Origin of the sequence: Halanaerobium polyolivorans (genome assembly GCF_020711195.1) — a bacterium.
GTDB lineage: Bacteria > Bacillota > Halanaerobiia > Halanaerobiales > Halanaerobiaceae > Halanaerobium > Halanaerobium polyolivorans.
Genome location: NZ_JAJFAT010000008.1, coordinates 80,120 through 104,105 on the forward strand (window position 1 = coordinate 80,120; position 23,986 = coordinate 104,105).

34 protein-coding genes and 1 other annotated feature are annotated in these 23,986 nt (G+C 37.1%); all 34 genes read right to left on the bottom strand.

Annotation, left to right across the window (positions count from 1 at the left end):
- Window position 1 precedes the first annotated feature (1 nt).
- On the bottom strand, window positions 2–445 hold the full coding sequence (rplO, locus tag LJ207_RS06975) for a 50S ribosomal protein L15 (RefSeq protein WP_229345529.1): 444 nt from the start codon (window positions 443–445) through the stop codon (window positions 2–4).
- 19 nt (window positions 446–464) lie between these two features.
- On the bottom strand, window positions 465–965 hold the full coding sequence (gene rpsE / locus LJ207_RS06980; protein WP_013406393.1) for a 30S ribosomal protein S5: 501 nt from the start codon (window positions 963–965) through the stop codon (window positions 465–467).
- Between the two features lie 16 nt (window positions 966–981).
- A complete protein-coding gene (gene rplR / locus LJ207_RS06985) occupies window positions 982–1,338 on the bottom strand; it encodes a 50S ribosomal protein L18 (protein ID WP_229345531.1) in 357 nt (118 codons plus the stop codon).
- Window positions 1,339–1,356: 18 nt separating this feature from the next.
- On the bottom strand, window positions 1,357–1,890 hold the full coding sequence (gene rplF, locus LJ207_RS06990) for a 50S ribosomal protein L6 (protein WP_229345533.1): 534 nt from the start codon (window positions 1,888–1,890) through the stop codon (window positions 1,357–1,359).
- A 39-nt stretch (window positions 1,891–1,929) separates the two neighbouring features.
- Window positions 1,930–2,328 (bottom strand): 30S ribosomal protein S8, encoded by a 399-nt coding sequence (gene rpsH, locus LJ207_RS06995; RefSeq protein WP_229345535.1) that lies wholly within the window; start codon window positions 2,326–2,328, stop codon window positions 1,930–1,932.
- 20 nt (window positions 2,329–2,348) lie between these two features.
- A complete protein-coding gene (locus tag LJ207_RS07000; RefSeq protein ID WP_229345537.1) occupies window positions 2,349–2,534 on the bottom strand; it encodes a type Z 30S ribosomal protein S14 in 186 nt (61 codons plus the stop codon).
- A gap of 29 nt (window positions 2,535–2,563) precedes the next feature.
- Complete coding sequence (gene rplE / locus LJ207_RS07005; protein WP_229345539.1) at window positions 2,564–3,103, bottom strand: 50S ribosomal protein L5; 540 nt, start codon at window positions 3,101–3,103, stop codon at window positions 2,564–2,566.
- 21 nt (window positions 3,104–3,124) lie between these two features.
- On the bottom strand, window positions 3,125–3,439 hold the full coding sequence (gene rplX / locus LJ207_RS07010; RefSeq protein ID WP_229345541.1) for a 50S ribosomal protein L24: 315 nt from the start codon (window positions 3,437–3,439) through the stop codon (window positions 3,125–3,127).
- Between the two features lie 14 nt (window positions 3,440–3,453).
- Window positions 3,454–3,822 carry a 50S ribosomal protein L14 gene (gene rplN / locus LJ207_RS07015; RefSeq protein ID WP_229345542.1) on the bottom strand — a complete coding sequence of 123 codons (369 nt, stop codon included), beginning with the start codon at window positions 3,820–3,822 and terminating at the stop codon, window positions 3,454–3,456.
- Between the two features lie 29 nt (window positions 3,823–3,851).
- The gene (rpsQ, locus tag LJ207_RS07020; protein WP_229345544.1) at window positions 3,852–4,106 is read right to left on the bottom strand and encodes a 30S ribosomal protein S17; all 255 of its coding nucleotides are present in this window, start codon (window positions 4,104–4,106) and stop codon (window positions 3,852–3,854) included.
- A gap of 24 nt (window positions 4,107–4,130) precedes the next feature.
- Window positions 4,131–4,334, bottom strand: coding sequence for a 50S ribosomal protein L29 (rpmC, locus tag LJ207_RS07025; RefSeq protein WP_041595821.1), 204 nt, complete (start codon window positions 4,332–4,334; stop codon window positions 4,131–4,133).
- Entirely contained in the window at window positions 4,324–4,758 is a 435-nt protein-coding gene (gene rplP / locus LJ207_RS07030; protein WP_229345546.1) for a 50S ribosomal protein L16, read from the bottom strand. The genes rpmC and rplP overlap by 11 nt, the downstream gene beginning before the upstream one ends.
- 29 nt (window positions 4,759–4,787) lie before the next feature.
- Window positions 4,788–5,429 (bottom strand): 30S ribosomal protein S3, encoded by a 642-nt coding sequence (gene rpsC / locus LJ207_RS07035; RefSeq protein ID WP_229345548.1) that lies wholly within the window; start codon window positions 5,427–5,429, stop codon window positions 4,788–4,790.
- 3 nt (window positions 5,430–5,432) lie between these two features.
- Window positions 5,433–5,774: a 50S ribosomal protein L22 gene (gene rplV / locus LJ207_RS07040; protein ID WP_229345550.1), complete on the bottom strand. Its 342-nt coding sequence runs from the start codon at window positions 5,772–5,774 to the stop codon at window positions 5,433–5,435.
- 31 nt (window positions 5,775–5,805) lie between these two features.
- Window positions 5,806–6,090: a 30S ribosomal protein S19 gene (rpsS, locus tag LJ207_RS07045; RefSeq protein ID WP_229345551.1), complete on the bottom strand. Its 285-nt coding sequence runs from the start codon at window positions 6,088–6,090 to the stop codon at window positions 5,806–5,808.
- An 18-nt stretch (window positions 6,091–6,108) separates the two neighbouring features.
- On the bottom strand, window positions 6,109–6,945 hold the full coding sequence (gene rplB, locus LJ207_RS07050) for a 50S ribosomal protein L2 (protein ID WP_229345553.1): 837 nt from the start codon (window positions 6,943–6,945) through the stop codon (window positions 6,109–6,111).
- Window positions 6,946–6,973: 28 nt separating this feature from the next.
- Window positions 6,974–7,264, bottom strand: a complete 291-nt coding sequence (rplW, locus tag LJ207_RS07055) for a 50S ribosomal protein L23 (protein WP_229345555.1) — start codon at window positions 7,262–7,264, stop codon at window positions 6,974–6,976.
- Window positions 7,261–7,890: a 50S ribosomal protein L4 gene (gene rplD, locus LJ207_RS07060; protein WP_229345557.1), complete on the bottom strand. Its 630-nt coding sequence runs from the start codon at window positions 7,888–7,890 to the stop codon at window positions 7,261–7,263. The genes rplW and rplD overlap by 4 nt, the downstream gene beginning before the upstream one ends.
- A 26-nt stretch (window positions 7,891–7,916) precedes the next feature.
- Window positions 7,917–8,537 (bottom strand): 50S ribosomal protein L3, encoded by a 621-nt coding sequence (rplC, locus tag LJ207_RS07065; protein WP_229345558.1) that lies wholly within the window; start codon window positions 8,535–8,537, stop codon window positions 7,917–7,919.
- A 21-nt stretch (window positions 8,538–8,558) separates the two neighbouring features.
- The gene (gene rpsJ, locus LJ207_RS07070; protein ID WP_013406411.1) at window positions 8,559–8,870 is read right to left on the bottom strand and encodes a 30S ribosomal protein S10; all 312 of its coding nucleotides are present in this window, start codon (window positions 8,868–8,870) and stop codon (window positions 8,559–8,561) included.
- Window positions 8,871–8,957: 87 nt separating this feature from the next.
- A complete protein-coding gene (tuf, locus tag LJ207_RS07075; protein WP_229345560.1) occupies window positions 8,958–10,151 on the bottom strand; it encodes an elongation factor Tu in 1,194 nt (397 codons plus the stop codon).
- Between the two features lie 40 nt (window positions 10,152–10,191).
- Window positions 10,192–12,258, bottom strand: a complete 2,067-nt coding sequence (gene fusA / locus LJ207_RS07080; protein WP_229345562.1) for an elongation factor G — start codon at window positions 12,256–12,258, stop codon at window positions 10,192–10,194.
- Between the two features lie 45 nt (window positions 12,259–12,303).
- The gene (gene rpsG / locus LJ207_RS07085) at window positions 12,304–12,771 is read right to left on the bottom strand and encodes a 30S ribosomal protein S7 (protein WP_229345564.1); all 468 of its coding nucleotides are present in this window, start codon (window positions 12,769–12,771) and stop codon (window positions 12,304–12,306) included.
- Window positions 12,772–12,786: 15 nt separating this feature from the next.
- Complete coding sequence (gene rpsL, locus LJ207_RS07090; RefSeq protein ID WP_229345566.1) at window positions 12,787–13,158, bottom strand: 30S ribosomal protein S12; 372 nt, start codon at window positions 13,156–13,158, stop codon at window positions 12,787–12,789.
- Window positions 13,159–13,178: 20 nt separating this feature from the next.
- Window positions 13,179–13,421 (bottom strand): ribosomal L7Ae/L30e/S12e/Gadd45 family protein, encoded by a 243-nt coding sequence (locus LJ207_RS07095; RefSeq protein WP_229345568.1) that lies wholly within the window; start codon window positions 13,419–13,421, stop codon window positions 13,179–13,181.
- Between the two features lie 166 nt (window positions 13,422–13,587).
- Entirely contained in the window at window positions 13,588–17,040 is a 3,453-nt protein-coding gene (rpoC, locus tag LJ207_RS07100) for a DNA-directed RNA polymerase subunit beta' (protein WP_439649681.1), read from the bottom strand.
- Between the two features lie 53 nt (window positions 17,041–17,093).
- A complete protein-coding gene (gene rpoB, locus LJ207_RS07105) occupies window positions 17,094–20,348 on the bottom strand; it encodes a DNA-directed RNA polymerase subunit beta (RefSeq protein ID WP_229345571.1) in 3,255 nt (1,084 codons plus the stop codon).
- Window positions 20,349–20,556: 208 nt separating this feature from the next.
- On the bottom strand, window positions 20,557–20,925 hold the full coding sequence (gene rplL / locus LJ207_RS07110) for a 50S ribosomal protein L7/L12 (RefSeq protein WP_229345573.1): 369 nt from the start codon (window positions 20,923–20,925) through the stop codon (window positions 20,557–20,559).
- Between the two features lie 24 nt (window positions 20,926–20,949).
- Entirely contained in the window at window positions 20,950–21,465 is a 516-nt protein-coding gene (gene rplJ, locus LJ207_RS07115; RefSeq protein ID WP_229345574.1) for a 50S ribosomal protein L10, read from the bottom strand.
- A 42-nt stretch (window positions 21,466–21,507) separates the two neighbouring features.
- Window positions 21,508–21,638 (bottom strand) — a sequence feature (ribosomal protein L10 leader region).
- Between the two features lie 41 nt (window positions 21,639–21,679).
- Entirely contained in the window at window positions 21,680–22,384 is a 705-nt protein-coding gene (rplA, locus tag LJ207_RS07120) for a 50S ribosomal protein L1 (protein WP_229345576.1), read from the bottom strand.
- Between the two features lie 82 nt (window positions 22,385–22,466).
- Window positions 22,467–22,889: a 50S ribosomal protein L11 gene (rplK, locus tag LJ207_RS07125; protein ID WP_041595823.1), complete on the bottom strand. Its 423-nt coding sequence runs from the start codon at window positions 22,887–22,889 to the stop codon at window positions 22,467–22,469.
- Window positions 22,890–22,938: 49 nt separating this feature from the next.
- Entirely contained in the window at window positions 22,939–23,469 is a 531-nt protein-coding gene (gene nusG, locus LJ207_RS07130) for a transcription termination/antitermination protein NusG (protein WP_229345577.1), read from the bottom strand.
- A 36-nt stretch (window positions 23,470–23,505) separates the two neighbouring features.
- A complete protein-coding gene (gene secE / locus LJ207_RS07135) occupies window positions 23,506–23,709 on the bottom strand; it encodes a preprotein translocase subunit SecE (protein WP_229345579.1) in 204 nt (67 codons plus the stop codon).
- A gap of 37 nt (window positions 23,710–23,746) precedes the next feature.
- Window positions 23,747–23,896 carry a 50S ribosomal protein L33 gene (rpmG, locus tag LJ207_RS07140; RefSeq protein WP_013406424.1) on the bottom strand — a complete coding sequence of 50 codons (150 nt, stop codon included), beginning with the start codon at window positions 23,894–23,896 and terminating at the stop codon, window positions 23,747–23,749.
- Between the last annotated feature and the right edge of the window lie 90 nt (window positions 23,897–23,986).

The following is a 23,986-nucleotide window of genomic DNA, read 5'->3' on the forward strand; positions in this document are numbered from 1 at the left end:
TTTAAATCACCTCTGGCTTTCCGCCAGCAGCTTCAATTTTTTCTTTTGCAGAAGCTGAAAATGCATGTGCTTTAACCTTAAGGGCAACGGTTATTTCACCTTTTCCCAATATTTTAACACCATTTTTTGCCACTTTATCGATTAAACCAGCTTCAATTAATACTTCTGGACTTATAGTATCATCAGCTGAAAATCTATTTAATTGATAAACATTAACTTCATTAAATTCTTTTTTGAATTGATTATTAAAACCTCTTTTAGGAAAACGTCTAAAAAGAGGAGTCTGACCACCTTCAAAAGTTAGACGAACACTACCACCGGAACGAGAATTCTGTCCATTGGCACCCCTACCAGATGTATAACCACGACCGGAGCCAATACCTCTACCAACTCTTTTGCGGTCTTTTTTATATCCAGCTGCAGGTTTTAGATTGTTAAGTTTCATCCTTACACCTCCTTGTTAATTATCCAATTAATTCTTCTACAGATTTGCCTCTTAATTTGGCAACTTCTTCTGCACTTTTTAATTCTTTAAGACCAGTCATTGTAGCATTGATCATATTAATCGGATTTGATGTACCCAGAGATTTCGTTAAAATATCACTAATACCGGCAAGTTCGATTACCGCTCTTACAGGACCTCCTGCAATTACACCAGTACCAGGAGCTGCTGGTTTTAAGAGAACTCTTCCGGCTCCAAATACTCCGGTAATTTCATGTGGAATAGTGGTATCTACTATAGGTACTTTGATAATCTCTTTTTTCGCTGCATCAATACCTTTTCTGATGGCTTCAGGTACTTCGTTTGCTTTACCAATACCTGCTCCAACATGGCCGTCTTCATCGCCTACAACAACTAAAGCACTGAAGCTAAATCTACGGCCACCTTTTACAACCTTGGAAACACGATTAATATTCACTACTCGTTCATCAAGGTTGAGTTTACTAGCATCTATTTTTTTCATTAATTTACCTCCTTATTTAAAACTTTAGCCCTTCTTCACGGGCAGAATCAGCCAGAGCTTTAACTCGACCGTGATATTTATAGCCACTTCTATCAAATACAACTGTATCGATTTCTTTTTCCAGAGCTCTTTGTGCTACAAGTTTACCAACTTTTGCAGCCGCTTCTTTATTACTTGCTACATCAACTTCATCACGTAAAACTGGATCAAGAGTAGATGCAGAAGCAATTGTTTGTCCGGAAAGATCATCTATAATCTGCACATATATATGCTTTAAACTGCGGGTTACATTCATTCTTGGCCGATCTGGTGTTCCCACAACTTTATTTCTAATTCTTTGATGGCGTTTTATTCTTGCTTCTCTTTTACCCATCAGACTCACTCCTTTCTATTAACCAGTTTTACCTACCTTACGTCTAATATGTTCTCCAACATATTTGATTCCTTTACCTTTGTAAGGTTCTGGTTTTCTTACTTCACGAATTTTAGCTGCTGTATCTCCAACAAGCTGTTTATCAATACCTTTTACGGTAATATTAGTGTTTTTCTCAACTTCAAACTCTATTTCACCTTCAGCTTCAATAATTACCGGATGGGAGTAACCAACCTCAAGTTTCAATTTATTACCCTGAACCTGAGCACTGTATCCTACACCTACCATCTCAAGCTTTTTCTCAAAACCTTTTGTTACACCATTAACCATACTTTCAATCAGACTTCTAACAAGTCCGTGCATTGAGCGGGATTCGATATCCTCACCATTACGTTCAACTATGATTTCATTAGCTTCAACTTTAATATCAATACCAGGCTTGAATTCTCTTTCTAATTCACCTTTAGGTCCTTTAACTTTTACCTTTTGGCCATCAACACTAACCTCAACTTTTTCTGGTATTTCTATAGGCAGTATACCAATACGTGACATAAATTTCACCTCCGTAGATTTTATCTTAAAGCTGCTCTCTTACCATACGTAACAGAGAACTTCTCCACCGATTCCTTTTTCTCTGGCTTCTTTATCACTCATAACACCTTGAGAAGTAGAAATTACGGCTATACCAAGACCACCGAGTACTCTAGGAACTTCATCTTTAGCTACATATACTCTTAAACCTGGTTTTGAAATTCTTTTTAATCCAGTAATTACTTTTTCGTCATTTTCTCCATATTTTAAATATACACGAATCATATTTTGTGGTTTTCTTTCTACTAATTTTACATCAGAAATAAAACCTTCTTTTTTAAGCAGTTCACCGATATTGTTTTTAATATTTGAAGCAGGTATATCTACTCTGCTTTTACCCACACTATTTGCATTGCGTATCCGGGTCAGCATGTCTGCTATTGGATCTGTTATATTCATTTACAAACCTCCTTCCAGTTTTACCAGCTTGCTTTTTTAACTCCAGGAATTTCGCCTTTATGGGCTAATTCGCGGAAACAAATTCTACAAAGATCAAACTTTCTCATATATCCACGTGAACGACCACATCTATTACAGCGATTCACTTTACGTGTTTCATATTTAGGCTCTTTGTTGGCCTTTTCAATTAAAGCTTTACGTGCCAAAACTAAAACCTCCTTCAGTTTATAGGTCTTTACTTCTTAAAAGGCATTCCCATTATTGATAATAATTCGAATGCTTCTTCATCTGTTTCAGCAGAAGTAACTATAGTAATTTCCATTCCATGGACATTATCTACATCATCAATATTAATTTCTGGAAAAACAGTGTGTTCACTTATTCCGAGGCTGTAATTACCTCTTCCATCAAATGATTTTGGAGATACTCCTCTAAAGTCACGAATACGAGGCATAGTGATATTTATAAGTTTATATAAAAACTCATACATATACTCACCACGCAGAGTAACCTTAACTCCTACAGGCATTCCCTCTCTAATTTTAAAATTAGCAATGGACTTTTTTGCCCTTGTAACAGTAGGATTTTGACCGGTTATTCTGGCAACTTCATCAACAACAGTATCCAGAAGTTTAGTATCTTCTTTAGCATCTCCTAACCCAACATTAACAACAATTTTTTCTAATCTTGGAGCTTCCATAACATTATCATATGAAAACTTTTCAACTAATTGGGGTAGAATTTCTTCTCTATATTCTTTAGCTAATACTGACATTTCTGGACCTCCTTCCAATTATTATTTATCAACTATTTCATCACATTTTTTGCATTTTCTAACCTTTGTTCCATCATCTAAATATTCTGCGCCAACCCTGCTTCTTTCGTCACAACGGGGGCAGACGAGTTGAACATTTGAAGCATGTATTGGTGCTTCATTTTCAATAATTCCACCCTGTGGCATATCCTGGGTAGGACTCATGTGACGGTGAACAATATTAACACCCTCAACAATTACACGGTCTTTTTTTGGTATTACACTTAATACTTCACCGCGTTTTCCTTTATCCTTACCTGTGATAACTTCCACAGTATCACCTTTTTTTATTCTCAATCTAATCCCCTCCTTTATAATACCTCCGGTGCAAGGGAGATAATCTTCATAAAATTCTTTTCCCTCAATTCACGGGTCACAGGACCAAAAATACGTGTACCCTTAGGATTATTATTATCATCTATAATAACTGCTGCATTTTCATCAAATTTGATATAGGTGCCGTCTCTGCGTTTTAAAGGTTTTTTGGTTCTTACAATAACTGCTCTTGCTAACTCACCTTTTTTTACCATTCCATCTGGAATAGCCTCTTTGACACTGACAATAATTTCATCTCCAATTTTAGCATATTTCTTTTTGGAGCCGCCAAGTACCTTAACACATAATAGTTCACGGGCACCTGAATTATCCGCGACTTTCAAACGGCTTTCAGATTGAATCATTTTCAGGCCCTCCTTTCTCCTAACAAGACTTATTTTGCTTTTTCAAGTATTTCAATTAAACGCCATCTTTTTGTTTTACTTAAGGGGCGTGTTTCCATGATCTTAACTTTGTCACCTTCATTACATGCATTTTCTTCATCATGTGCTGTATATTTTTTTGTTTTCTTAATTACTCTTTTATATTCAGGATGCTGAGTTCTTCTTTCAACAGCAACAGTTATTGTTTTATCTCTCTTGTCACTGACAACAATCCCTACTCTTTCTTTACGATTATTTCTTTCCATGAGAAACCTCCTTTCAAAAAAGAATTATGCCCTTTCTAGGTTAAGTTCTCTTTCCCGCAAAATTGTTTTAATCCGGGCAATAATCCTCTTAACCTCTTTGATCCGCATAGGATTATCCAGCTGTGCTGTTGCATGCTGAAAACGAAGGTTAAATAATTCTTCTTTAAATTCGCGGGCTTTTTGTTCTAACTCTGCTTCAGTTAAATTTCTTAATTCATCAGCTCTCATCGGCCTCACCATCCATTCCCTCTCTTGCTACAAATTTAGTTTTAATTGGCAGTTTGTGAGATGCAAGCCGCATTGCTTCTCTGGCAACCTCTTCTGGAACACCAGCCAGTTCGAACATAATTCTACCAGGCTTAACTACTGCTACCCATTTTTCTGGTGCACCTTTACCACTACCCATTCTAGTTTCGGCTGGTTTAGCTGTTACCGGCTTATCTGGAAAAATCTTAATCCATACCTTACCTCCACGCTTAATGCTTCTAGTAAGGGCAACACGAGCAGCTTCTATCTGTCTATTGGTTATCCATACGGGTTCTAAAGCCTGTAGGCCATATTCACCAAAGGTGATTTTATTACCCCGTACAGCTTTACCTTTCATTCTTCCTCTCATTTGCTTACGATGTTTAACTCTTTTTGGTACTAACATCTAAGAGCCTCCTTTCCTACATAATCTATCTATTCATCTATCTCTGGAAGTATTTCTCCCTTATTAATCCATACTTTAACTCCGATTGTACCATATGTTGTATCAGCTTCAGCAAAACCATAATCTATATCTGCTCTTAAAGTGTGTAGGGGAACACTACCCTGGCTATAACCTTCACGTCTAGCCATTTCAGCTCCACCTAAACGGCCACTGCTCTGCACCTTAAAACCTTCAGCACCCATGCGCATTGCACGGTTTAATGCCTGTTTCATAGCTCTACGGAAGGAAATCCTTCTTACAAGCTGGGCAGCAATATTTTCAGCGACTAATTGAGCATTCATTTCTGGATCTTCTACTTCTACAACATTTATCTGAACAGTTCTACCTGTTAAAGCTTCTACTTCATTTCTTAAAGCTTCTACTTCAGAACCGCCGCGACCGATAACCATACCAGGTCTAGCAGTATGGACATCAAGCTTAAGTCTGTTAGCAGCTCTTTCTATAACAATTTTAGAAATTCCGGCTTCATACATCTTCTCCTTAACATGATTGCGGATCTCCTGATCTTCTTTTAAAAGTTTGGAATAATCTTGCTTGTCTGCATACCATTTTGCATCCCAATCTTTAATTACTCCGACTCGGAGACCATGTGGATTTACTTTTTGACCCAAGTTCTATCCCTCCTTTTGATCGCTTAAAACGACTGTGATATGACTAGTTCTTTTCTTAATAGGGCTAGCCTGACCCTGTGCACGTGGTTTCCATCTTTTCATAGTAGGACCTTCATTAACAAAAGCTTCTTTTACAATCAGGTCATCTATGAACATATCATGATTATTTTCAGCATTTGCAACAGCTGAATTTAATACTTTTTCTACCATTTTAGCAGCTTTTTTCGGTGTATTCTTCAATATAGCAACTGCTGTATTTACATCTTTACCTTTAATTAAATCCGTAACCAATCTTGCTTTACGTGATGTAATACGCAGATGTTTTGCAACTGCTTTAGCTTCCATTTTAAAACCCCCTTAATACATAATTCATTCTTTATTTAAGTGCTGTTGAGCGTTCTGTATGGCGGCCGTGACCTCTGAAGAGTCTTGTTGGAGCAAATTCTCCCAACTTATGCCCTACCATTTCTTCAGTTATATATACAGGTACATGTTTGCGGCCATCGTGGACAGCAATTGTATGTCCAACCATTTCAGGGAAAATGGTTGAGCTTCTAGACCAGGTTTTAATAACCTGTTTTTTTCCACTCTCATTCATTTCTCTGATTTCAGCGATTAATTTATCTGAGACAAAAGGTCCCTTTTTAACAGATCTAGCCATCTAAAATCCTCCTTTCTACTATTTACGTTTCTTAGCATGACGGGAACGGATAATATACTTATCTGAACGTTTTGGTTTCCGTGTCTTTTTACCCATAGTAGGTTTACCCCAAGGTGTCACAGGATGTCTACCAGCAGGTGACTTACCTTCTCCACCACCGTGTGGGTGGTCATGAGGATTCATTACTACACCGCGCACGTGAGGTCTTTTACCTTTCCAGCGGCTGCGTCCGGCTTTACCAACTGTTATATTTTCATGATCGATATTTCCAACCTGCCCAATTGTTGCCTTACATTCTTGATGAATTAATCTAACTTCACCAGAAGGCATTTTTAAGTGAATAAATTTGCCTTCTTTAGCAAGAATTTGAGCCATAGTTCCAGCAGAACGAGCAATTTGCCCACCTTTTTTGGCTTGAAGTTCTACATTATGAACTATTGTACCAACTGGAATATCTTTTAGCTGCAGAGCATTACCAGGAGTAATATCTGCCTCAGCTCCAGTTTCTAAGGTATCTCCTACCTCAACTTTATTTGGGGCAAGTATATATCTTTTTTCTCCATCTACATACTGCAGTAAAGCAATTCTTGCAGAACGATTTGGATCATATTCTATAGTTTTTACTTTTGCAGGAATTCCGTCTTTATCCCGCTTAAAATCTATAATACGATAGCGGCGTTTGTGGCCACCACCTTGATGACGGCTGGTAATTCTACCATTTACATTACGTCCACCCTGTCTTTTAATAGGAGCCAATAGGCTCTTTTCCGGCTCATCAGTTGTAATTTCATCAAAAGATGCAACTGTCATATAGCGCCGAGAAGGTGTGGTTGGTTTGAAACTTTTAATCGCCATCTTAATTCCCTCCTTTATTAATTAATTTTTAGAGGCCTTCATATATTTCTATTTCATCGTCCTCAGCTAATGTTACTAAAGCTTTTTTCCAGTCAGGCTTTTTCCCTTCATGGAAGCCGAGTCTTCTTTTTTTACCTCTAACATTCATTGTATTAACATTTATAACTTTTACTTTGAATATCTCTTCAACTGCATTTCTAATTTCAACTTTATTAGAATTTTTTGCTACTTTAAAAGTATAGGTATTTGCTTCTTCCATCTGTTCCATACTATTTTCTGAAATTATAGGTGCTATGATAATATCTCTTGCATCTTTCATTCTCCCAGCACCTCCTCAATCATCTTGACCGCTTCTTCTATAAAAATAATCATTTCATTATCTAAAAGATCATATGCATTAATAGAACCGGCCAGCAGTGTTTTTACATTAGGAATATTTCTAGCTGATAAATAAAGATTATCATCTTTTTCTGGCATTACAATTAATACCTTTTTATCTTCCAGTTTTAAATCAGCCAGTATCTGTACTACTGCTTTAGTTTTAGGTTTGTCCAGTGCTATTTTATCTAGCAGAACTACCTCATCTCTGTTTACTTTATCAGTTAAAACAGATTTTAAAGCTAACCTTTTCATTTTTTTAGTCAGTTTTTTGTCATAACTACGGGGAGATGGACCAAATGTTACTCCTCCTCCAACCCATAGTGGAGAACGGATACTACCATGACGGGCACGACCGGTCCCTTTTTGGCGCCAGGGTTTTCTCCCACCACCACGAACAGCAGATCTGTTTTTAGTAGAAGCAGTTCCATTTCTACGAGCAGCTAGCTGAGCATTTACTACCTGGTGTACAACATGTTCATTAATTTTATTATTAAAAACAGAGTCATTTAATTCAACCATATCTAACTCATTTCCACTCTGATCAAATTTTGCAACCTGCGGCATCTAAAATCCTCCTTTCTTTAACTTATTTAATTTTTAGCTGATTTAATTTCAAGTATTGTTTTTTTGCTTCCCGGTACTGAACCAGAAATTAATAAAACATTACGCTCTAAATCAACTTTTACTATTTCTAAGTTTTCTTCTGTAACTCTAGTGTGTCCCATTCTACCGGGCATCTTTTTACCTTTAAATACTCTTCTTGCATCAACAGATCCAATCGAACCTGGTGCACGGTGAAAGTGTGATCCGTGAGTCATCGGCCCAGTATGATGATTCCATCTTTTAATATTACCCTGGAATCCTTTACCTTTAGAAACACCGCTTACATTTACGATATCTCCTGCTTCAAATATATCTGCATTAACCTCACTACCTTCACTTAATTCAAGGTCTATACCTTTAAATTCTCTTAAGTATTTTTTAGGTTCAAGGTTACGGCTTTCAAATTGGCCAAGTTCTGGTTTGTTTAATCTGTGCTTTTTAACTTCACCAAAACCTAATTGTACGGCATCATAACCATCTTTTTCTGTAGTTTTAATCTGTGTAACAACACAGGGGCCGGCCTCAACTACAGTTACCGGTACAACATCTCCATTATCTTTAAAATACTGAGTCATCCCCAGTTTTTTTCCTAAAATAGCTTTCGCCATGGCCTAATACACCTCCTGACATTAAAGTTTAATTTCTATATTTACTCCTGCGGGCAAATCAAGCCTCATCAGAGAGTCTACAGTTTTAGATGTAGGATCGAGTATATCGATCAAACGTTTGTGTGTTCTCATTTCAAATTGTTCTCTTGCATCTTTATGAACATGAGGTGAGCGAAGTACTGTAAATACCTCTTTCTCAGTTGGAAGAGGTACCGGACCAGATACATCTGCACCTGTTCTTTCAGCAGTTTCAACAATTTTTTCTGCTGACTGATCGAGGAGCTCATGTTCATAAGCTTTAAGGCGAATCCTTATTTTTTCATGTTTTGCCATTTGCTTACCTCCTTAATCTTTACGATTTAAGCTCAGTTGGAGGCATAGAAAAAGCGAGGAGACTTTCTCCTCTGCTTTTTTTAATGCCTACTCAATAATTTCGGTCACAACTCCAGCTCCAACTGTATGACCACCTTCACGAATTGCAAAACGTAGTCCTTCTTCCATAGCTATTGGAGTAATTAGCTCTCCTGTCATCTCAATATTATCTCCCGGCATTACCATGTCTACTCCTTCTGGTAAATGAATATCTCCTGTTACATCTGTTGTTCTAAAGTAAAACTGAGGTCTATATCCATCAAAAAATGGTGTGTGTCTTCCACCCTCATCTTTACTTAGTACATATACCTCTGCATGAAACTTTGTATGAGGTGTTATACTTCCAGGCTCTGCTAATACCTGTCCTCTTTCTATATCTTCTCTCTTTACTCCTCTTAATAATGCTCCAATATTATCTCCTGCTACCGCTTCATCCAGTAACTTACGGAACATCTCTACTCCTGTTACTACTGTAGTTTCTGTTTCTTTGATTCCTACTATTTCTACCTCATCCTGTGGATGTAAGGTTCCTCTTTCCACACGACCTGTCGCCACTGTTCCACGTCCTGTAATTGAAAATACATCTTCTACAGGCATCAAAAATGGCTTGTCTGTTTCTCTTTGTGGTTCTGGAATGTAGCTGTCTACTGCTTCCATTAATTCTATAATCTTGCTTCCCCATTCTCCTTGTGGATCTCCATTTTCCAGTGCTTTTAAAGCTGAACCTACTATCACTGGAATATCGTCTCCTGGGAAGTCATATTCGTCTAATAATTCTCTTACTTCCATCTCTACTAACTCTATTAATTCCTCATCATCTACCATATCTGCTTTGTTTAGGAATACTACAATACTTGGTACCCCTACCTGTCTTGCCAGCAGGATATGCTCTCTTGTCTGAGGCATAGGTCCATCGGCTGCACTTACTACCAGGATCGCTCCATCCATCTGAGCTGCTCCTGTGATCATGTTCTTTACATAATCTGCGTGACCTGGACAATCTACGTGAGCATAGTGTCTGTTTTCTGTCTGATACTCTACGTGAGCTGTTGCTATTGTGATTCCTCTTTCTTTTTCTTCTGGTGCATTATCAATTGTATCAAATGCCCTTACTTCTGCTCCACCGTAGTTTGCCAGCACTGTTGTGATTGCCGCTGTCAGTGTTGTCTTCCCATGGTCAACATGGCCTATTGTTCCTATGTTAACATGTGGTTTGGTTCTTTCAAATTTCTCTTTTGCCATTGGTTTTCTTCCCCCTTAAAAATTTAACTTTTCCTTTTTGTTATTCTCCAATAATTTCTTTTGCAATATTTTTAGGTGCTTTCTCATAATGAGAGAACTGCATAGTATATGTCGCTCTACCTTGAGTTTTTGATCTTAAATCGGTTGCATAACCAAACATCTCAGAAAGAGGTACATAAGCATTTATAACCTGAGCATTAGCTCTGGAATCCATTCCTTCTACTCTTCCCCGACGTCCGTTTAAATCACCAATAACATCACCCATATATTCCTCTGGTACTACAACTTCAACACTCATTACTGGTTCTAAAATAGCTGGGTTTGCTTTTTTAGCTCCCTGTCTAAAGCCCATTGAACCGGCAATTTTAAAAGCCATTTCAGAAGAGTCAACTTCATGGTAACTACCATCATTTAAAGAAACTTTGATATCAACAACCGGATATCCGGCCATGATTCCATTTTCCATAGCTTCTTTTATTCCATCTTCTACAGAAGGAATATATTCTTTAGGTATTGCTCCACCGGTAATGTTGTCTTCAAATTCAAATCCTTCACCCTGTTTTTGGGGCTCAATGTCCATTACAACATGACCATATTGTCCACGTCCACCGGACTGACGAATGAATTTACCTTCAATACCGCTAACCTTTTTGGTTACAGTTTCACGATAAGCAACCTTAGGCTTACCAATATTTGCATCAACTTTAAATTCTCTTAAAAGACGATCTACTATTACTTCAAGATGTAATTCACCCATACCCTGAATTATAGTCTGACCTGTTTCTTCATCACTGCGAACCCTAAATGTTGGGTCTTCTTCTGCCAGCCTCTGTAAAGCTTCTCCTAATTTATCCTGGTCTGCTTTACTTTTGGGCTCAATTGCAACATCAATAACAGGTTCCGGAAACTCCATTGATTCTAATACAATCGGATGATCTTTATCACAAAGTGTATCTCCTGTACTTGTATTTTTTAGACCAACTGCAGCACCAAGGTCTCCTGCATATATTTCATCGCGTTCTTCACGGCGATTAGCATGCATCTGAAGTATACGTCCAACCCTTTCTCTTTTATCAGTGGTTGAATTATATATATATGACCCTGCTTCTAAGGTTCCAGAATACGATCTAAAGAAAGCAAGTTTACCAACATATGGATCTGCCATAATTTTAAAAGCCAGGGCAGAAAATGGAGCATCATCATCTGCTGCTCTTGTTTCAGTTTCTTCAGTTTCAGGATTAATTCCTTCAATTGCAGGTACATCAACAGGTGAAGGCATATAATCGATAACTGCATCCAGCAGCATCTGTACACCTTTGTTTTTAAATGCTGATCCACAGAGAACTGGAACCACATTTACATTTAATACTGCCTGACGAAGTAATTCTTTAATTTCATCAGTAGTAACTTCACCTTCTAAATATTTCATCATAAATTCGTCATCTTCTTCAGCCAGGACTTCCATTAATATTTCACGGTACTCCTCAGCTTTTTCTTGCATCTCTTCAGGTATTTCAACTCTATCAAAATTAACACCAAGTTCATCTTCATAAACAATAGCATCCATCTCAACTAAGTCTACAACACCATCAAAACTATCCTCACTTCCAATTGGAAGTTGAATTGGTACTGCATTAGCACCAAGTCTATCTTTCATCATCTCAACAGCTCTGAAAAAATCTGCTCCCATTCTATCCATTTTATTTACAAAGGCTATTCTGGGAACTTTATATTTATCAGCCTGTCTCCAGACAGTTTCGGATTGTGGTTCTACACCACCTACAGAACAGAAAAGTGCAATTGCACCATCCAGAACTCTAAGTGATCTCTCTACCTCTACAGTGAAGTCCACGTGTCCGGGCGTATCTATAATGTTAATTCGATTGTTATCCCATTGACAGGTAGTTGCAGCAGAAGTAATTGTAATACCTCTTTCCTGCTCCTGTTCCATCCAATCCATTACAGATGCACCATCATGTGTTTCTCCCATTTTATGAACTCGACCTGTATAATAAAGAATTCTTTCGGTTGTAGTCGTTTTTCCAGCATCAATATGTGCCATTATTCCAATGTTACGTGTTTTTTCTAGTGGAAATTGTCGGGCCACTATTCTCCCCCCTTATATATATTATACATCCATCACGCAACTAAATTACCACCTATAATGAGCAAAAGCTCTGTTTGCTTCAGCCATACGATGGACTTCTTCTTTCTTTCTAACTGCGCCGCCTGTATTATTATATGCATCCATTAATTCTCCAGCAATTCTTTCCCTCATGGTTCTTTCGTTGCGTGCTCTGGCAGATGTAACTAACCAGCGCAGACTTAAAGTAATTTTACGATTTTCATCAACTTCTACAGGTACCTGATAATTTGAACCACCAACACGTCTTGATTTAACCTCAAGTGCAGGTTTTATATTTTCCAGTGCTTCATTAACTACTGTTAATGCATCTTCACCAGTTTGTTCAGAAATTATATCAAGGGCACTGTAAAATGCTTTTTCGGCCAGCCCTTTTTTACCATCTAACATTAATTTATTAATAATTCTACTTACAATAACATCATCATATACCGGATCTGGCGTAACGTCTCTTTTTTCAGCTCTATTTTTGCGCACTAAAATCCCCCCTTTTTATTTCGGTTTTTTAACACCATACTTGGAGCGTCCTTGTTTCCTGTCTTCAACTCCAGCTGTATCAAGTGCTCCTCTAACAATATGATATCTAACACCTGGTAAGTCTTTAACTCTTCCACCTCTAACTAAAACAACAGAGTGTTCCTGTAAATTATGTCCAATACCAGGAATATAGGCTGTAACCTCTTTTCCATTAGTTAAACGTACACGAGCTACTTTTCTTAAAGCAGAGTTAGGCTTTTTAGGAGTAGCGGTATATACTCTTGTACAGACACCCCTTTTCTGTGGAGAACCCTCCAAAGCAGGAGCGGAAGTCTTCTTTTTAGTCTGGTCACGACCTTTACGGATCAACTGACTAATTGTCGGCATGCAATCCCACCTCCTTCCAATTATTTCAATAAAGCTGCAGTAGCTGCAGAAACATCGATTCCACATACTCTGCCCAGTTCACTTTTACTTGCAAATATTTCGATAGGAATATTATTATCTTTAACAGCCTGTAAAATTTTTAATTTAAGAGGCTGGTCAATATCTTCGGCCAAAAAAATCTTTTTAACTTCATCATTTTGAATAGCTTTTAAAGTTTGTTTGCTTCCAACAAGCATTTTAATATCATTATTATCTTCTATCAATCTAACTAACCTCCAAAATCCTTCTTTCCTAAGCACACTTAAATAGTTTAACAGCTTTAGGGCGCCTTGTCAAGAATAAAATCAAAAGAGATTCTCCCATCAAAATTATAAGAAAATATAAGCCAAATGATCTTAATATTATAATGGGAGAATTGCTCTTAAATTACTATTCTACATCTGTTAAAGTTTCTTTAAGATCTTCAAAAAGTGTGCCATCTTCTTTTACTACATCTATATCTCTGTAATAGCTCATTCCGGTACCAGCTGGGATTAACTGACCAATAATTACATTTTCTTTTAGTCCCATCAGAGGATCAACCTTACCTTCTAAAGAAGCTTCGGTAAGTACTCTGGTTGTTTCCTGGAATGAAGCTGCAGATAAGAATGAATCTGTAGCAAGTGAAGCTTTGGTAATACCAAGTAGTTCTGGTTTTGCCACAGCTGTTTCTTTATTATTAGCAGCTGCTTCTTTATTTGCCTTACGGTAATCATAACGGTTTACAAGTCCACCAGGCAGTAATTCTGTATCACCAGGTTTGATGATCTTTAGTTTCTTCATCATCTGACGGATAATAACCTCGATATGTTTATCATTAATTTCTACCCCTTGGGAACGATAAACATTTTGTACCTCTTCTAGAAGATAATTTTGAACTGCTTTTTCACCTTTTACTTTAAGTAAAACATTAGGATCTAATGGTCCTTCAGTCAACTTATCTCCTTCGGTTACATGATCACCGTCTTTTACAATCATCTTGGAACCATAAGGTATTTTATAGGTTTTCTTTTTACCTTCATCATTTTCGACAACAACTCTTTTGGAATTTTTCTTTTCTACTACAGTTACATAACCTTCTCTTTCGGTCATTATAGCCTGACCTTTTGGAGTTCTACCTTCAAAAAGCTCCTCTACTCTAGGCAGACCCTGAGTAATATCATCTCCAGCAACACCACCTGTATGGAAGGTACGCATTGTCAGCTGGGTTCCAGGCTCACCAATTGATTGGGCTGCAACAATACCAATTGATTCTCCGATATCTACCAATTTACCTGTTGCAAGGTTTTTACCATAACATTTACGGCAGACACCGTGTTGTGATTCACAGGTAAGAACTGATCTTATTTTGACTTCTTCTATACCTGCTGCTTCTATTTTATTCATGGTTTTCTTATCGATCATTGTATTAGCTTCTATAATAATATCTCCACTTTCAGGAGAGTGAATATCTTCAGCAGCAAAACGACCCACACATCTTTCTGATAATGGCTCAACAGCTGTTTTACCTTTAGCACCAATTGCTTCAACTGTTATTCCCTGCTCTGTTCCACAATCTTCTTCTCTAACGATAACATCCTGAGATACATCAACCAACCTTCTGGTTAAATAACCTGAGTCAGCTGTTCTTAAAGCTGTATCTGCTAATCCTTTACGTGCCCCGTGAGTTGATAAGAAATATTCTAAAACATCAAGACCTTCACGGAAACTTGAACGGATTGGAACATCGATGATTCTTCCTGATGGATCAGCCATCAGACCCCGCATACCTGCCAACTGAGAAATCTGAGAGGTATTACCACGAGCACCTGAAATTGCCATTATAAAAATGTTATTGCTTTCATCTAAGTTATCAAGCAGTTCATCTGTGACATCATCTTTGGCTTTGTTCCAGATATCAACAACCTTTTGATAACGTTCGTTTTCTGTAATTGCACCTCTGCGGTAATGATTTTCGATTTGATGTACTTTATCCTCTGCATTTGATACAATTTCTTCTTTTGCAGGTGGGATTTCTGCATCACTAACTGCAATGGAAATACCAGATCTTGTTGCATAATCATAACCCATTTCTTTGATCTTATCCAGTGTTTCAGCAGTTATATCATTACCAACCTCATCATAAAGATCGGTAATTAAATCTCCAAGATCACTTTTAGCAATTCTTTTATTTTGATAAGGCATTGTATTTGGTAGTGCTTCATTAAAAATAACTCTACCAATTGTTGTTTCTATCAATTCTCCATTAATTCTAACTTTAACTGGTGACTGCAGATGAACTTTGTCAGTTTGATGTGCTCTGACAGCTTCATCACTATTTGCAAATATTTTACCCTCACCGGCTTGACCTTCTTTAAGAGTAGTTAAGTAAAAGATTCCTAAAACCATATCCTGAGTTGGAATGGTAATTGGACTCCCATCTGAAGGGTTTAATAAATTAGTGGTTGATAACATTAAAAGTCTGGATTCTGTTTGAGCCTCAGCTGATAAAGGAAGGTGAACAGCCATCTGGTCACCATCAAAGTCAGCATTATAAGCTGGACAAACCAGTGGATGTAATTTAATAGCCTTTCCTTCAACCAAAACAGGCTCAAAAGACTGAATACCTAATCTATGCAGTGTTGGTGCCCTGTTTAAAAGTACAGGATGATCTTTGATACATTCTTCTAAAATACCCCAAACTGCTTCATCTACATCTTCAACCATTCTTTTAGCATTTTTAATGTTATGAGCATGACCTTCTTCAACTAAGCCTTTCATTACAAAAGGTTTAAATAATTCTAAAGCCATTTTTTTAGGTAAACCACACTGATGCATTTTCAGATCAGGACCAACAACTATAACAGAACGTCCTGAATAATCTACCCTTTTACCAAGTAGATTCTGACGGAAACGTCCCTGTTTACCTTTAAGCATATCACTTAAAGATTTAAGGGGTCTATTTCCAGCTCCAGTGACTGGTCTTCCTCTTCTACCATTATCGATTAAGGCATCTACTGATTCCTGCAGCATCCTTTTTTCATTGCGGATGATAATCTCAGGAGCTCCAAGATCTAGCAGTCTTTTCAATCTATTATTACGATTTATTACTCTTCTATATAAATCATTTAAGTCAGAAGTAGCAAAGCGACCACCATCAAGCTGAACCATAGGTCTTAAATCAGGTGGAATTACAGGAATCGCATCAAGAACCAAGTTAGCAGGATTAAGTTTAGATTCTAAAAGCCCATCCATAACTTCAAGCCTGCGTACAGCTCTTTTGCGGCGCTGTCCGGTTGCTTCTTTTACTTCTTTTTTTAATTCTCTTACCTCTTTGTCTACATCTATTCTACCCAGTAGTTCTTTAACAGCTTCAGCTCCCATTTCAGCTTTGAAACTATTACCGTATTTCATTTTTGCTTCACGATATTCACTTTCAGGCAGCAGCTGTTTTTCGCTTAATGGAGTATCACCGGGATCTGTTACTATATAATGAACAAAATAGATTACTTTTTCTAGAGCCCGTGGTGACATATCCATAATTAAACCCAGACGACTGGGGATGCCTTTGAAATACCAAATGTGTGTGCATGGTGCAGCTAATTCAATATGCCCCATTCTTTCTCTTCTCACTTTAGATCTAGTTACCTCTACTCCACAGCGGTCACACACCACACCTTTATAGCGAACCCGCTTGTATTTTCCACAGTGACATTCGTAGTCTTTGGTTGGACCAAAAATTTTCTCACAGAAAAGCCCATCTTTTTCCGGCTTTAATGTTCTATAATTAATAGTTTCAGGTTTTTTGACCTCGCCTCGGGACCAGTCACGTATCTGTTCTGCAGAAGCAACTCCGATCCTCATTGAATCGAAATTATTCACATTTAACAAGGGTCTCTCCCCTTTCTATAGTGTAATTATTCGTCATTATCATCATTATCACGACTAAGTTTTAAATCAGTATCAAGACCAAGTTTTTGTGCGGTTTCCATCATTTCGTCTTCATTTTCTGCAACCTGTAGTTCTTCTTCATCAGAAGTAAATATCCTGGCATCTAAACCTAAACTCTGCATCTCTTTGATCAGAACCTTAAATGATTCCGGGATACCTGGTTCAGGTACATTTTCTCCTTTGACTATTGCTTCATAGGCTTTTACCCTTCCCACAACATCATCAGATTTAACAGTCAACATTTCCTGGAGGGTGTAAGCAGCACCATATGCTTCAAGTGCCCAAACTTCCATCTCACCAAAACGCTGACCACCAAATTGAGCTTTACCTCCTAAAGGCTGCTGTGTAACAAGAGAATAAGGGCCTGTAGAACGTGCATGAAGCTTATCATCTACCAGGTGATGTAATTTAAGTATATACATCAGACCTACTGTTACTCTACCTTCAAATCTTTCCCCGGTCCTACCATCATAAAGGACTGTTTTTCCATCTCTGGCTAAACCGGCCTCTTCTAAAACATCTTCCACTTCAATCTCTGTAGCACCATTAAAGACAGGTGTTTCAGTATAAATCCCAAGTTCTTTAGCTGCCATACCAAGATGAGTTTCAAGCACCTGACCAATATTCATCCTGGAAGGTACACCTAATGGATTTAAGACTATTTCTACAGGTTCACCGTTTGGTAGGAAGGGCATATCTTCTTCAGGTAGTATTCTGGAAATAACACCCTTGTTACCATGGCGTCCGGCAAGTTTATCACCAACAGATATTTTACGCTTGGTGGCAACATAAACCCTTACCAATCTATTAACACCAGGTTTTAAATCATCTCCCTGCTCCCGAGAAAAGACTTTTACATCTACAACTTTACCCTCTTCTCCATGGGGAACTTTAAGAGATGTGTCTCTTACCTCTCTAGCTTTTTCACCAAAAATAGCTCTTAAAAGCCTTTCTTCAGCTGATAATTCGGTTTCTCCTTTTGGAGTTACTTTACCAACTAAAATGTCACCTTCTTCAACTTCAGCCCCAACCCTAATTATTCCTCTTTCGTCAAGATTTTTAAGAGCACTTTCACCGACATTAGGAATATCACGGGTAATTTCTTCAGGCCCAAGTTTTGTATCTCTGGCTTCTGCTTCATGTTCTTCTATATGGATAGTAGTAAACGAATCCTCTTTAACTAAGTTTTCACTTATTAAAATAGCATCCTCATAATTATAGCCTTCCCAGGGCATAAAAGCGATCAAAGTATTTCTACCCAATGCCATCTCACCTTTTTCGGTTGAAGGACCATCAGCAATAATATCATTTGCTTCAACAATATCGCCTTTTTCAACTATAGGTTTTTGATTCATACAGCTACCCTGATTGGAACGCTTATATTTCATTAATTTATAACTGTCGATTAAACCTTCTTCGTTTTTAATCATTATTTTATTAGAGGTTACATTAACAACCTCTCCACCTTTTTCAGCAATTACTACTGCTCCTGAATCCTTTGCTGCCTTATATTCCATACCGGTTGCAACAATTGGAGCATCAGTAATCATCAGTGGTACTGCCTGACGCTGCATATTAGCTCCCATAAGAGCTCTGTTTGCATCATCATTTTCTAAAAATGGAATCATAGCAGCAGAAACTCCTACCAGCTGCTTGGTTGAAACATCCATATAATCAATATCATCAGGATGAACTTCTAAAATGTCTCCTCTTTTACGAGCTACAACAAATTCACTGACAAATTTATTATCTTCATCAAGTTCAGAGTTTGCCTGAGCAATGATATATTTATCTTCTTCATCAGCTGTTAAGTAATCAATTTGTTCTGTAACCTGATTATCTACTACTCTTCGATAAGGAGTCATTAAAAATCCAAACTCATTTGTTTTAGCATAGGTTCCCATAGTACCAATCAGGCCAATATTTGGCCCCTCTGGTGTTTCAATAGGACAAATCCTTCCATAATGAGAATGGTGAACATCACGTACATCAAAACCAGCTCGTTCTCTACTTAAACCACCAGGTCCTAAAGCACTTAACCTTCTTTTATGGGTTAACTCAGACATCGGATTGGTCTGATCCATAAATTGTGAAAGCTGACTGCTGCCAAAAAATTCCTGAATAGAAGCAACTACAGGACGAGTATTAATCAGGGCCTGTGGTGTTACAACATCCACATCCTGAATAGTCATTCTCTCCCGTACTACTCTTTCCATCCTGGAAAGTCCAATTCTAAACTGATTTTGCAGTAATTCTCCTACTGTTTTTAAACGTCTATTACCTAAATGATCAATATCATCTATATAAGCATCATTTTGATGATAAATTAAATTAACCATATATCTAACAGTTTCTACAATATCATCTATATGCAAATATTTTCTATCTTTATCAACATCTAACTCTAATTTTTTATTTAATTTATAACGACCTACAGCGGCCATATCATATCTTTTGTGATCAAAAAATAGTGAATCCAAAAGATTAGTTGCACTTTCAACTGTTGGTGGTTCTCCCGGACGAAGGCGTTTATATAATTCTATCAATGCTTCTTCCTTCGACTCTGTACTATCTCTTTCTAAAGTATCATGAATTACTTCAGAATCACCAAATTCATCAATGATTTCAGAATCAGTTCCAAAACCAAGTGCTCTTAGTAATACAGTTGATGGAAGTTTTCTTGTTCTATCAACCCGTACAGAGATGATCCTTTTTTTATCATATTCAAACTCTATCCAGGCACCTCGATTAGGTATAATACTACCTGTTATTAAACGACGTCCATCTTTGGTTCTTTCATCACTAAAATAAACACCAGATGATCTAACTAACTGATTTACTGCAACTCTTTCAGCTCCATTTATGATAAATGTTGCCTTGTCAGTCATTAATGGGAAATCTCCCATAAAAACTTCTTGTTCTTTTACTTCCCCTGTTTCTTTATTGATCAATCTAACTTTAACCTGCAAAGAAGCAGAGTAAGTATCATCTCTATCCCGACATTCCTGTACCGTGTACTCGGGATCTTCTAAATAATAATCAACAAATTCTAATACCAGATTCTCAGAAAAATCTTCTATCGGAGAAATTTCTGCAAAAACTTCTTTTAAACCTTCTTCCAGAAACCACTGGTAAGAGTTTAACTGTGTATAAATCAGGTCTGGCAAATCCATCGCGTCTTCAATCTTGCTAAAACTACGTCTTTCCCTTACCGTTGACATCATTGCACCCCCAGGAAATACTTTTAATTAGCCGAAACTATCCCATTGTATAATCAAATCATTAACCCTATAGACATCTAATAATGATAGCACAGCTGTCATGACTTGTCAAGAACTTTTAAGCGAATATTTATTATATATATGATGAAAAATAGCCCTACTGTATTTAAACAGCAGGACTATCTTAAAATTATTATTTATATATTTCTTATTTAAGTTCTACAGTTGCACCAGCTTCTTCAAGCTTTTCTTTCATTTCTTCAGCGTCTTCTTTGCTTAGTCCTTCTTTGATATTTCCTGGTGCATCATCAACAACACCTTTAGCTTCTTTAAGACCAAGACCTGTTAATTCACGTACAGCTTTGATTACTTTAATTTTCTTGCTGCCAATTTCAGCTAAGAAAACATCAAATTCTGTTTGTTCTTCTGCAGCAGCGTCTCCACCAGCAGCTCCACCAGCAACTGCAACAGGAGCAGCAGCACTAACACCAAATTTGTCTTCTAATTCTTCTACCAGTTCTGAAAGTTCTAAAACACTCATCTCTTCAATTGCTTTAATAATTTCTTCTTTATTCATTATAATAAATCCTCCTTATGTTTTTTAAGCTTTTTGATCTTTAATTTGCCCTAACACCTGAACTAAACCGCGAATATTACCCTGTAATACATTAACCAATCCAGTAAGGGGTGCTTTCATATTTGCAAAAGCTTGTGCAAGTAATTCTTCTCTGGAAGGTATTTCAGCCAGGGACTGTACTTTTTCTTTACTTATAATTTCTCCATTTAAAAGACCAGCCTTTATCTCGATAACATCATGGTCTTTAGCAAATTCTACTAAAATTTTAGCTGGTGACACTGCATCATCTTCTCCAAAGGCAATTGCTGTTGGGCCTGAGAAAAATTCTGTCATAGCTTCCATTTCAACTTCATTAGCAGCGATAGTAGCCAGAGTATTTTTTACAACTTTAAACTCTACTCCTGCTTCTCTTAACTGCTTTCTTAATTCAGTCATTTCAGCAACATTTAAGCCAAGATAATCAGTTATTACTATAGATTTAGCACTACTAAATTTATCTGTTAATTCGTTAACAACGGCTTCTTTTTCTGGTCTTGCCACATTTTCACCCCCCTCAAAATAAAAACATTAGATATAATTTTCCAAGTAATTAAAAAAACCTCCTGTCGACAGGCAGGAGGTATAAGTGCAAAAATAATTTGCAGAAGTCTTCACCTCGGCAGGAAGTTTAAGCATTACGCCCCTGCTGTCTTCGGATAAGCTATATTCATTTCTAAGTAACTATAACACAAAAATAAATTTAGGTCAAGTTTATTTAGCGGCCAATAAATGTCATTGTTGCAGCTGGATCAATTTTTACCGCAGGTCCCATTGTTGGGGAAACCGCTAGAGTTCTAAAGAATTTTCCCTTTGCAGCTGCAGGACGCTCTTTAGCCAGAGTATCCATTATTTTGTGATAGTTATTCAGTAATTGTTCTTCACTAAAAGAAGCTTTTCCAAGCGGAATATGAACAATACCGGTTTTATCTACCCTATATTCAATCTTACCAGCTTTAAATTCTGCCACAGCTTTTTCTAATTCAAAAGTAACTGTTCCTGCTTTTGGATTAGGCATTAAACCTTTTGGTCCTAAAATTCTACCTAAACGACCAACAACACTCATCATATCAGGTGTAGCAACAGCTAGATCAAAATCTAACCAGCCACCTTCAATTTTTTCGGCTAATTCTTCTCCGCCAACAAAGTCTGCTCCGGCTTCTTCAGCCTCTTTGGCTTTTTCACCTTTTGCAAAAACAACTAAGGTAATCTCCTGACCAGTACCTTCTGGTAAAACTACAGTACCTCTAATATTCTGATCAGCATGTTTAGGATTAACCCCTAGTTTTGCTGAAAGTTCGATTGTTTCGTCAAAATTAGCAGTTGCCAGTTCTTTTACAAGTTCAAATGCTGCTTCTGGTGCATAGAGTTTTTCTTTATCAACTTTTTTTGCTGTTTCTTGATAACGTCTGCTTTTTGCCATTATACTTCCTCCTTTGTGGTATTAACGGTTTTTAATAACCTCCCACATATTTTAAACGTTTTAATCTATAAATTGATTATAATTATTCAACCAAAATACCCATACTTCTTGCTGTACCTTCGATCATACTCATTGCTGCTTCTAAACTACCTGCATTTAAATCCTGCATTTTTGTTTCAGCAATCTTTTGAACCGCATCTTTGCTTACTGTAGCAACCTTATTTACATTAGGTTCTCCAGAAGCGGTATCAATACCTGCTGCCTGTTTTAATAATACTGCAGCTGGTGGAGTTTTAGTAATAAAATCAAAGCTGCGATCTTGATAAACGGTAATTTCTACCGGAATCAATGTACCCTGATTTTCCTGTGTTTTAGCATTAAATGCTTTACAGAATTCCATGATATTTACTCCATGCTGTCCTAGAGCAGGTCCAACTGGTGGTGCAGGATTAGCCTGTCCGCCAGGTATTTGTAATTTAATTACAGTCATAACACTCTTAGCCATCTTAAAACACCCCTTTCATCCATAATAATATCTAAATTTATCAATCTATTTAAGTAGTTTTAATTTGAGAAAATTCAAGCTCAACAGGTGTTTCTCGGCCAAACATTGAAACTAAAACCTTTACCTTACCCTGTTCAGGATGAATTTCTTTTACTATACCTTCAAAATCTTCAAAAGGTCCACTAGTTACAACAATTTGATCTCCAACTTCAAATTCAACTGTTACCTTTTTAGCTTTTTCTCCCATACTCCGCAATATATTATCTATTTCGTCTTTTTCTACAGGTAATGGTTTATTACCACCACTTACAAAGCCGATAACTCCTGGTGTGTTTTTTACAACATACCATGATTTATCATTTAAGTCCATCTGCAGGAGAATATAGCCGGGAAAGATTCGTTTTTTTACAACCTCGTCTTTACCCTTTTTCTTTTCGATTTTTTCTTCTGTTGGAACAAGAATACGAAAAATATTATCTTCCATACCGGTACTGGCTATTCTTTTTTCAAGATTTGCCTTAACTTTTTTCTCATGTCCAGAATAAGTGTGGACAACATACCATTTGCTTTCTTCAGTCATATTTAAGGATTCGGCTAAGAATCCTCACCTCCTCAATCAAGTAATAAGTGGAGTTATTATATTAGCCAGTGTTAAATCAATAATACCAATAAAAATTATTAAAGCAATTACCGTTAAAATAACTACTAGAGTATTTGAAGTAAGTTCTTTTTTGTTTGGCCAATTAACCTTTTTAAGCTCTCCTCTAACCTGCTTAATAAACTTAGTTATTTTGCCAAAAAACCCTAGTTCTTTTGCCATTTTAAATCACTTCCTCAACTTAAAATATTAAGTATATCTACTTTGTTTCACGATGGAGGGTATGCTCCTTGCAAAACTTACAATATTTTTTCAGTTCCAGTCTATCTTTTGTGTTTTTCTTGTTTTTCTTGGTAGAATAATTGCGATTCTTACATTCATTACATTCCAGTGTGATTATTTCTCTCACCGTAAATCCACCTCCTCGGCCAAACAAGTCCTCTTTAAATCTATATAATAAAGTTAGATTAAACATGCTCTGCTTTGTTTTTAATAATTA

What these genes read in the sequence shown, in the direction of transcription:
- rplF (WP_229345533.1), bottom strand. Translation starts at nt 1,890, where the DNA reads ATGTCACGTATTGGTATACTGCCTATAGAAATACCAGAAAAAGTTGAG.
- rplV (WP_229345550.1), bottom strand. Translation starts at nt 5,774, where the DNA reads ATGGAAGCTAAAGCAGTTGCAAAACATCTGCGTATTACATCACGTAAA.
- rplW (WP_229345555.1), bottom strand. Translation starts at nt 7,264, where the DNA reads ATGAAAGATGCAAGAGATATTATCATAGCACCTATAATTTCAGAAAAT.
- rpsH (WP_229345535.1), bottom strand. Translation starts at nt 2,328, where the DNA reads ATGAATATAACAGATCCAATAGCAGACATGCTGACCCGGATACGCAAT.
- rplR (WP_229345531.1), bottom strand. Translation starts at nt 1,338, where the DNA reads ATGGGTAAAAGAGAAGCAAGAATAAAACGCCATCAAAGAATTAGAAAT.
- rplP (WP_229345546.1), bottom strand. Translation starts at nt 4,758, where the DNA reads ATGTTAGTACCAAAAAGAGTTAAACATCGTAAGCAAATGAGAGGAAGA.
- rpmC (WP_041595821.1), bottom strand. Translation starts at nt 4,334, where the DNA reads ATGAGAGCTGATGAATTAAGAAATTTAACTGAAGCAGAGTTAGAACAA.
- rplK (WP_041595823.1), bottom strand. Translation starts at nt 22,889, where the DNA reads ATGGCTAAGAGTGTTATGACTGTAATTAAATTACAAATACCTGGCGGA.
- nusG (WP_229345577.1), bottom strand. Translation starts at nt 23,469, where the DNA reads ATGACTGAAGAAAGCAAATGGTATGTTGTCCACACTTATTCTGGACAT.
- secE (WP_229345579.1), bottom strand. Translation starts at nt 23,709, where the DNA reads ATGGCAAAAGAACTAGGGTTTTTTGGCAAAATAACTAAGTTTATTAAG.
- rpoC (WP_439649681.1), bottom strand. Translation starts at nt 17,040, where the DNA reads ATGAGGATCGGAGTTGCTTCTGCAGAACAGATACGTGACTGGTCCCGA.
- tuf (WP_229345560.1), bottom strand. Translation starts at nt 10,151, where the DNA reads ATGGCAAAAGAGAAATTTGAAAGAACCAAACCACATGTTAACATAGGA.
- rplC (WP_229345558.1), bottom strand. Translation starts at nt 8,537, where the DNA reads ATGGCGAAAGCTATTTTAGGAAAAAAACTGGGGATGACTCAGTATTTT.
- rplN (WP_229345542.1), bottom strand. Translation starts at nt 3,822, where the DNA reads ATGATTCAATCTGAAAGCCGTTTGAAAGTCGCGGATAATTCAGGTGCC.
- rpsQ (WP_229345544.1), bottom strand. Translation starts at nt 4,106, where the DNA reads ATGGAAAGAAATAATCGTAAAGAAAGAGTAGGGATTGTTGTCAGTGAC.
- rpsJ (WP_013406411.1), bottom strand. Translation starts at nt 8,870, where the DNA reads ATGGCAAAACATGAAAAAATAAGGATTCGCCTTAAAGCTTATGAACAT.
- rplL (WP_229345573.1), bottom strand. Translation starts at nt 20,925, where the DNA reads ATGAATAAAGAAGAAATTATTAAAGCAATTGAAGAGATGAGTGTTTTA.
- rpoB (WP_229345571.1), bottom strand. Translation starts at nt 20,348, where the DNA reads ATGTCAACGGTAAGGGAAAGACGTAGTTTTAGCAAGATTGAAGACGCG.
- rpsE (WP_013406393.1), bottom strand. Translation starts at nt 965, where the DNA reads ATGAAAAAAATAGATGCTAGTAAACTCAACCTTGATGAACGAGTAGTG.
- rpsS (WP_229345551.1), bottom strand. Translation starts at nt 6,090, where the DNA reads ATGGCTAGATCTGTTAAAAAGGGACCTTTTGTCTCAGATAAATTAATC.
- rplE (WP_229345539.1), bottom strand. Translation starts at nt 3,103, where the DNA reads ATGTCAGTATTAGCTAAAGAATATAGAGAAGAAATTCTACCCCAATTA.
- rpsL (WP_229345566.1), bottom strand. Translation starts at nt 13,158, where the DNA reads ATGCCGACAATTAGTCAGTTGATCCGTAAAGGTCGTGACCAGACTAAA.
- rplD (WP_229345557.1), bottom strand. Translation starts at nt 7,890, where the DNA reads ATGCCGCAGGTTGCAAAATTTGATCAGAGTGGAAATGAGTTAGATATG.
- rplO (WP_229345529.1), bottom strand. Translation starts at nt 445, where the DNA reads ATGAAACTTAACAATCTAAAACCTGCAGCTGGATATAAAAAAGACCGC.
- rplB (WP_229345553.1), bottom strand. Translation starts at nt 6,945, where the DNA reads ATGGCGATTAAAAGTTTCAAACCAACCACACCTTCTCGGCGCTATATG.
- rplA (WP_229345576.1), bottom strand. Translation starts at nt 22,384, where the DNA reads ATGGCAAAAAGCAGACGTTATCAAGAAACAGCAAAAAAAGTTGATAAA.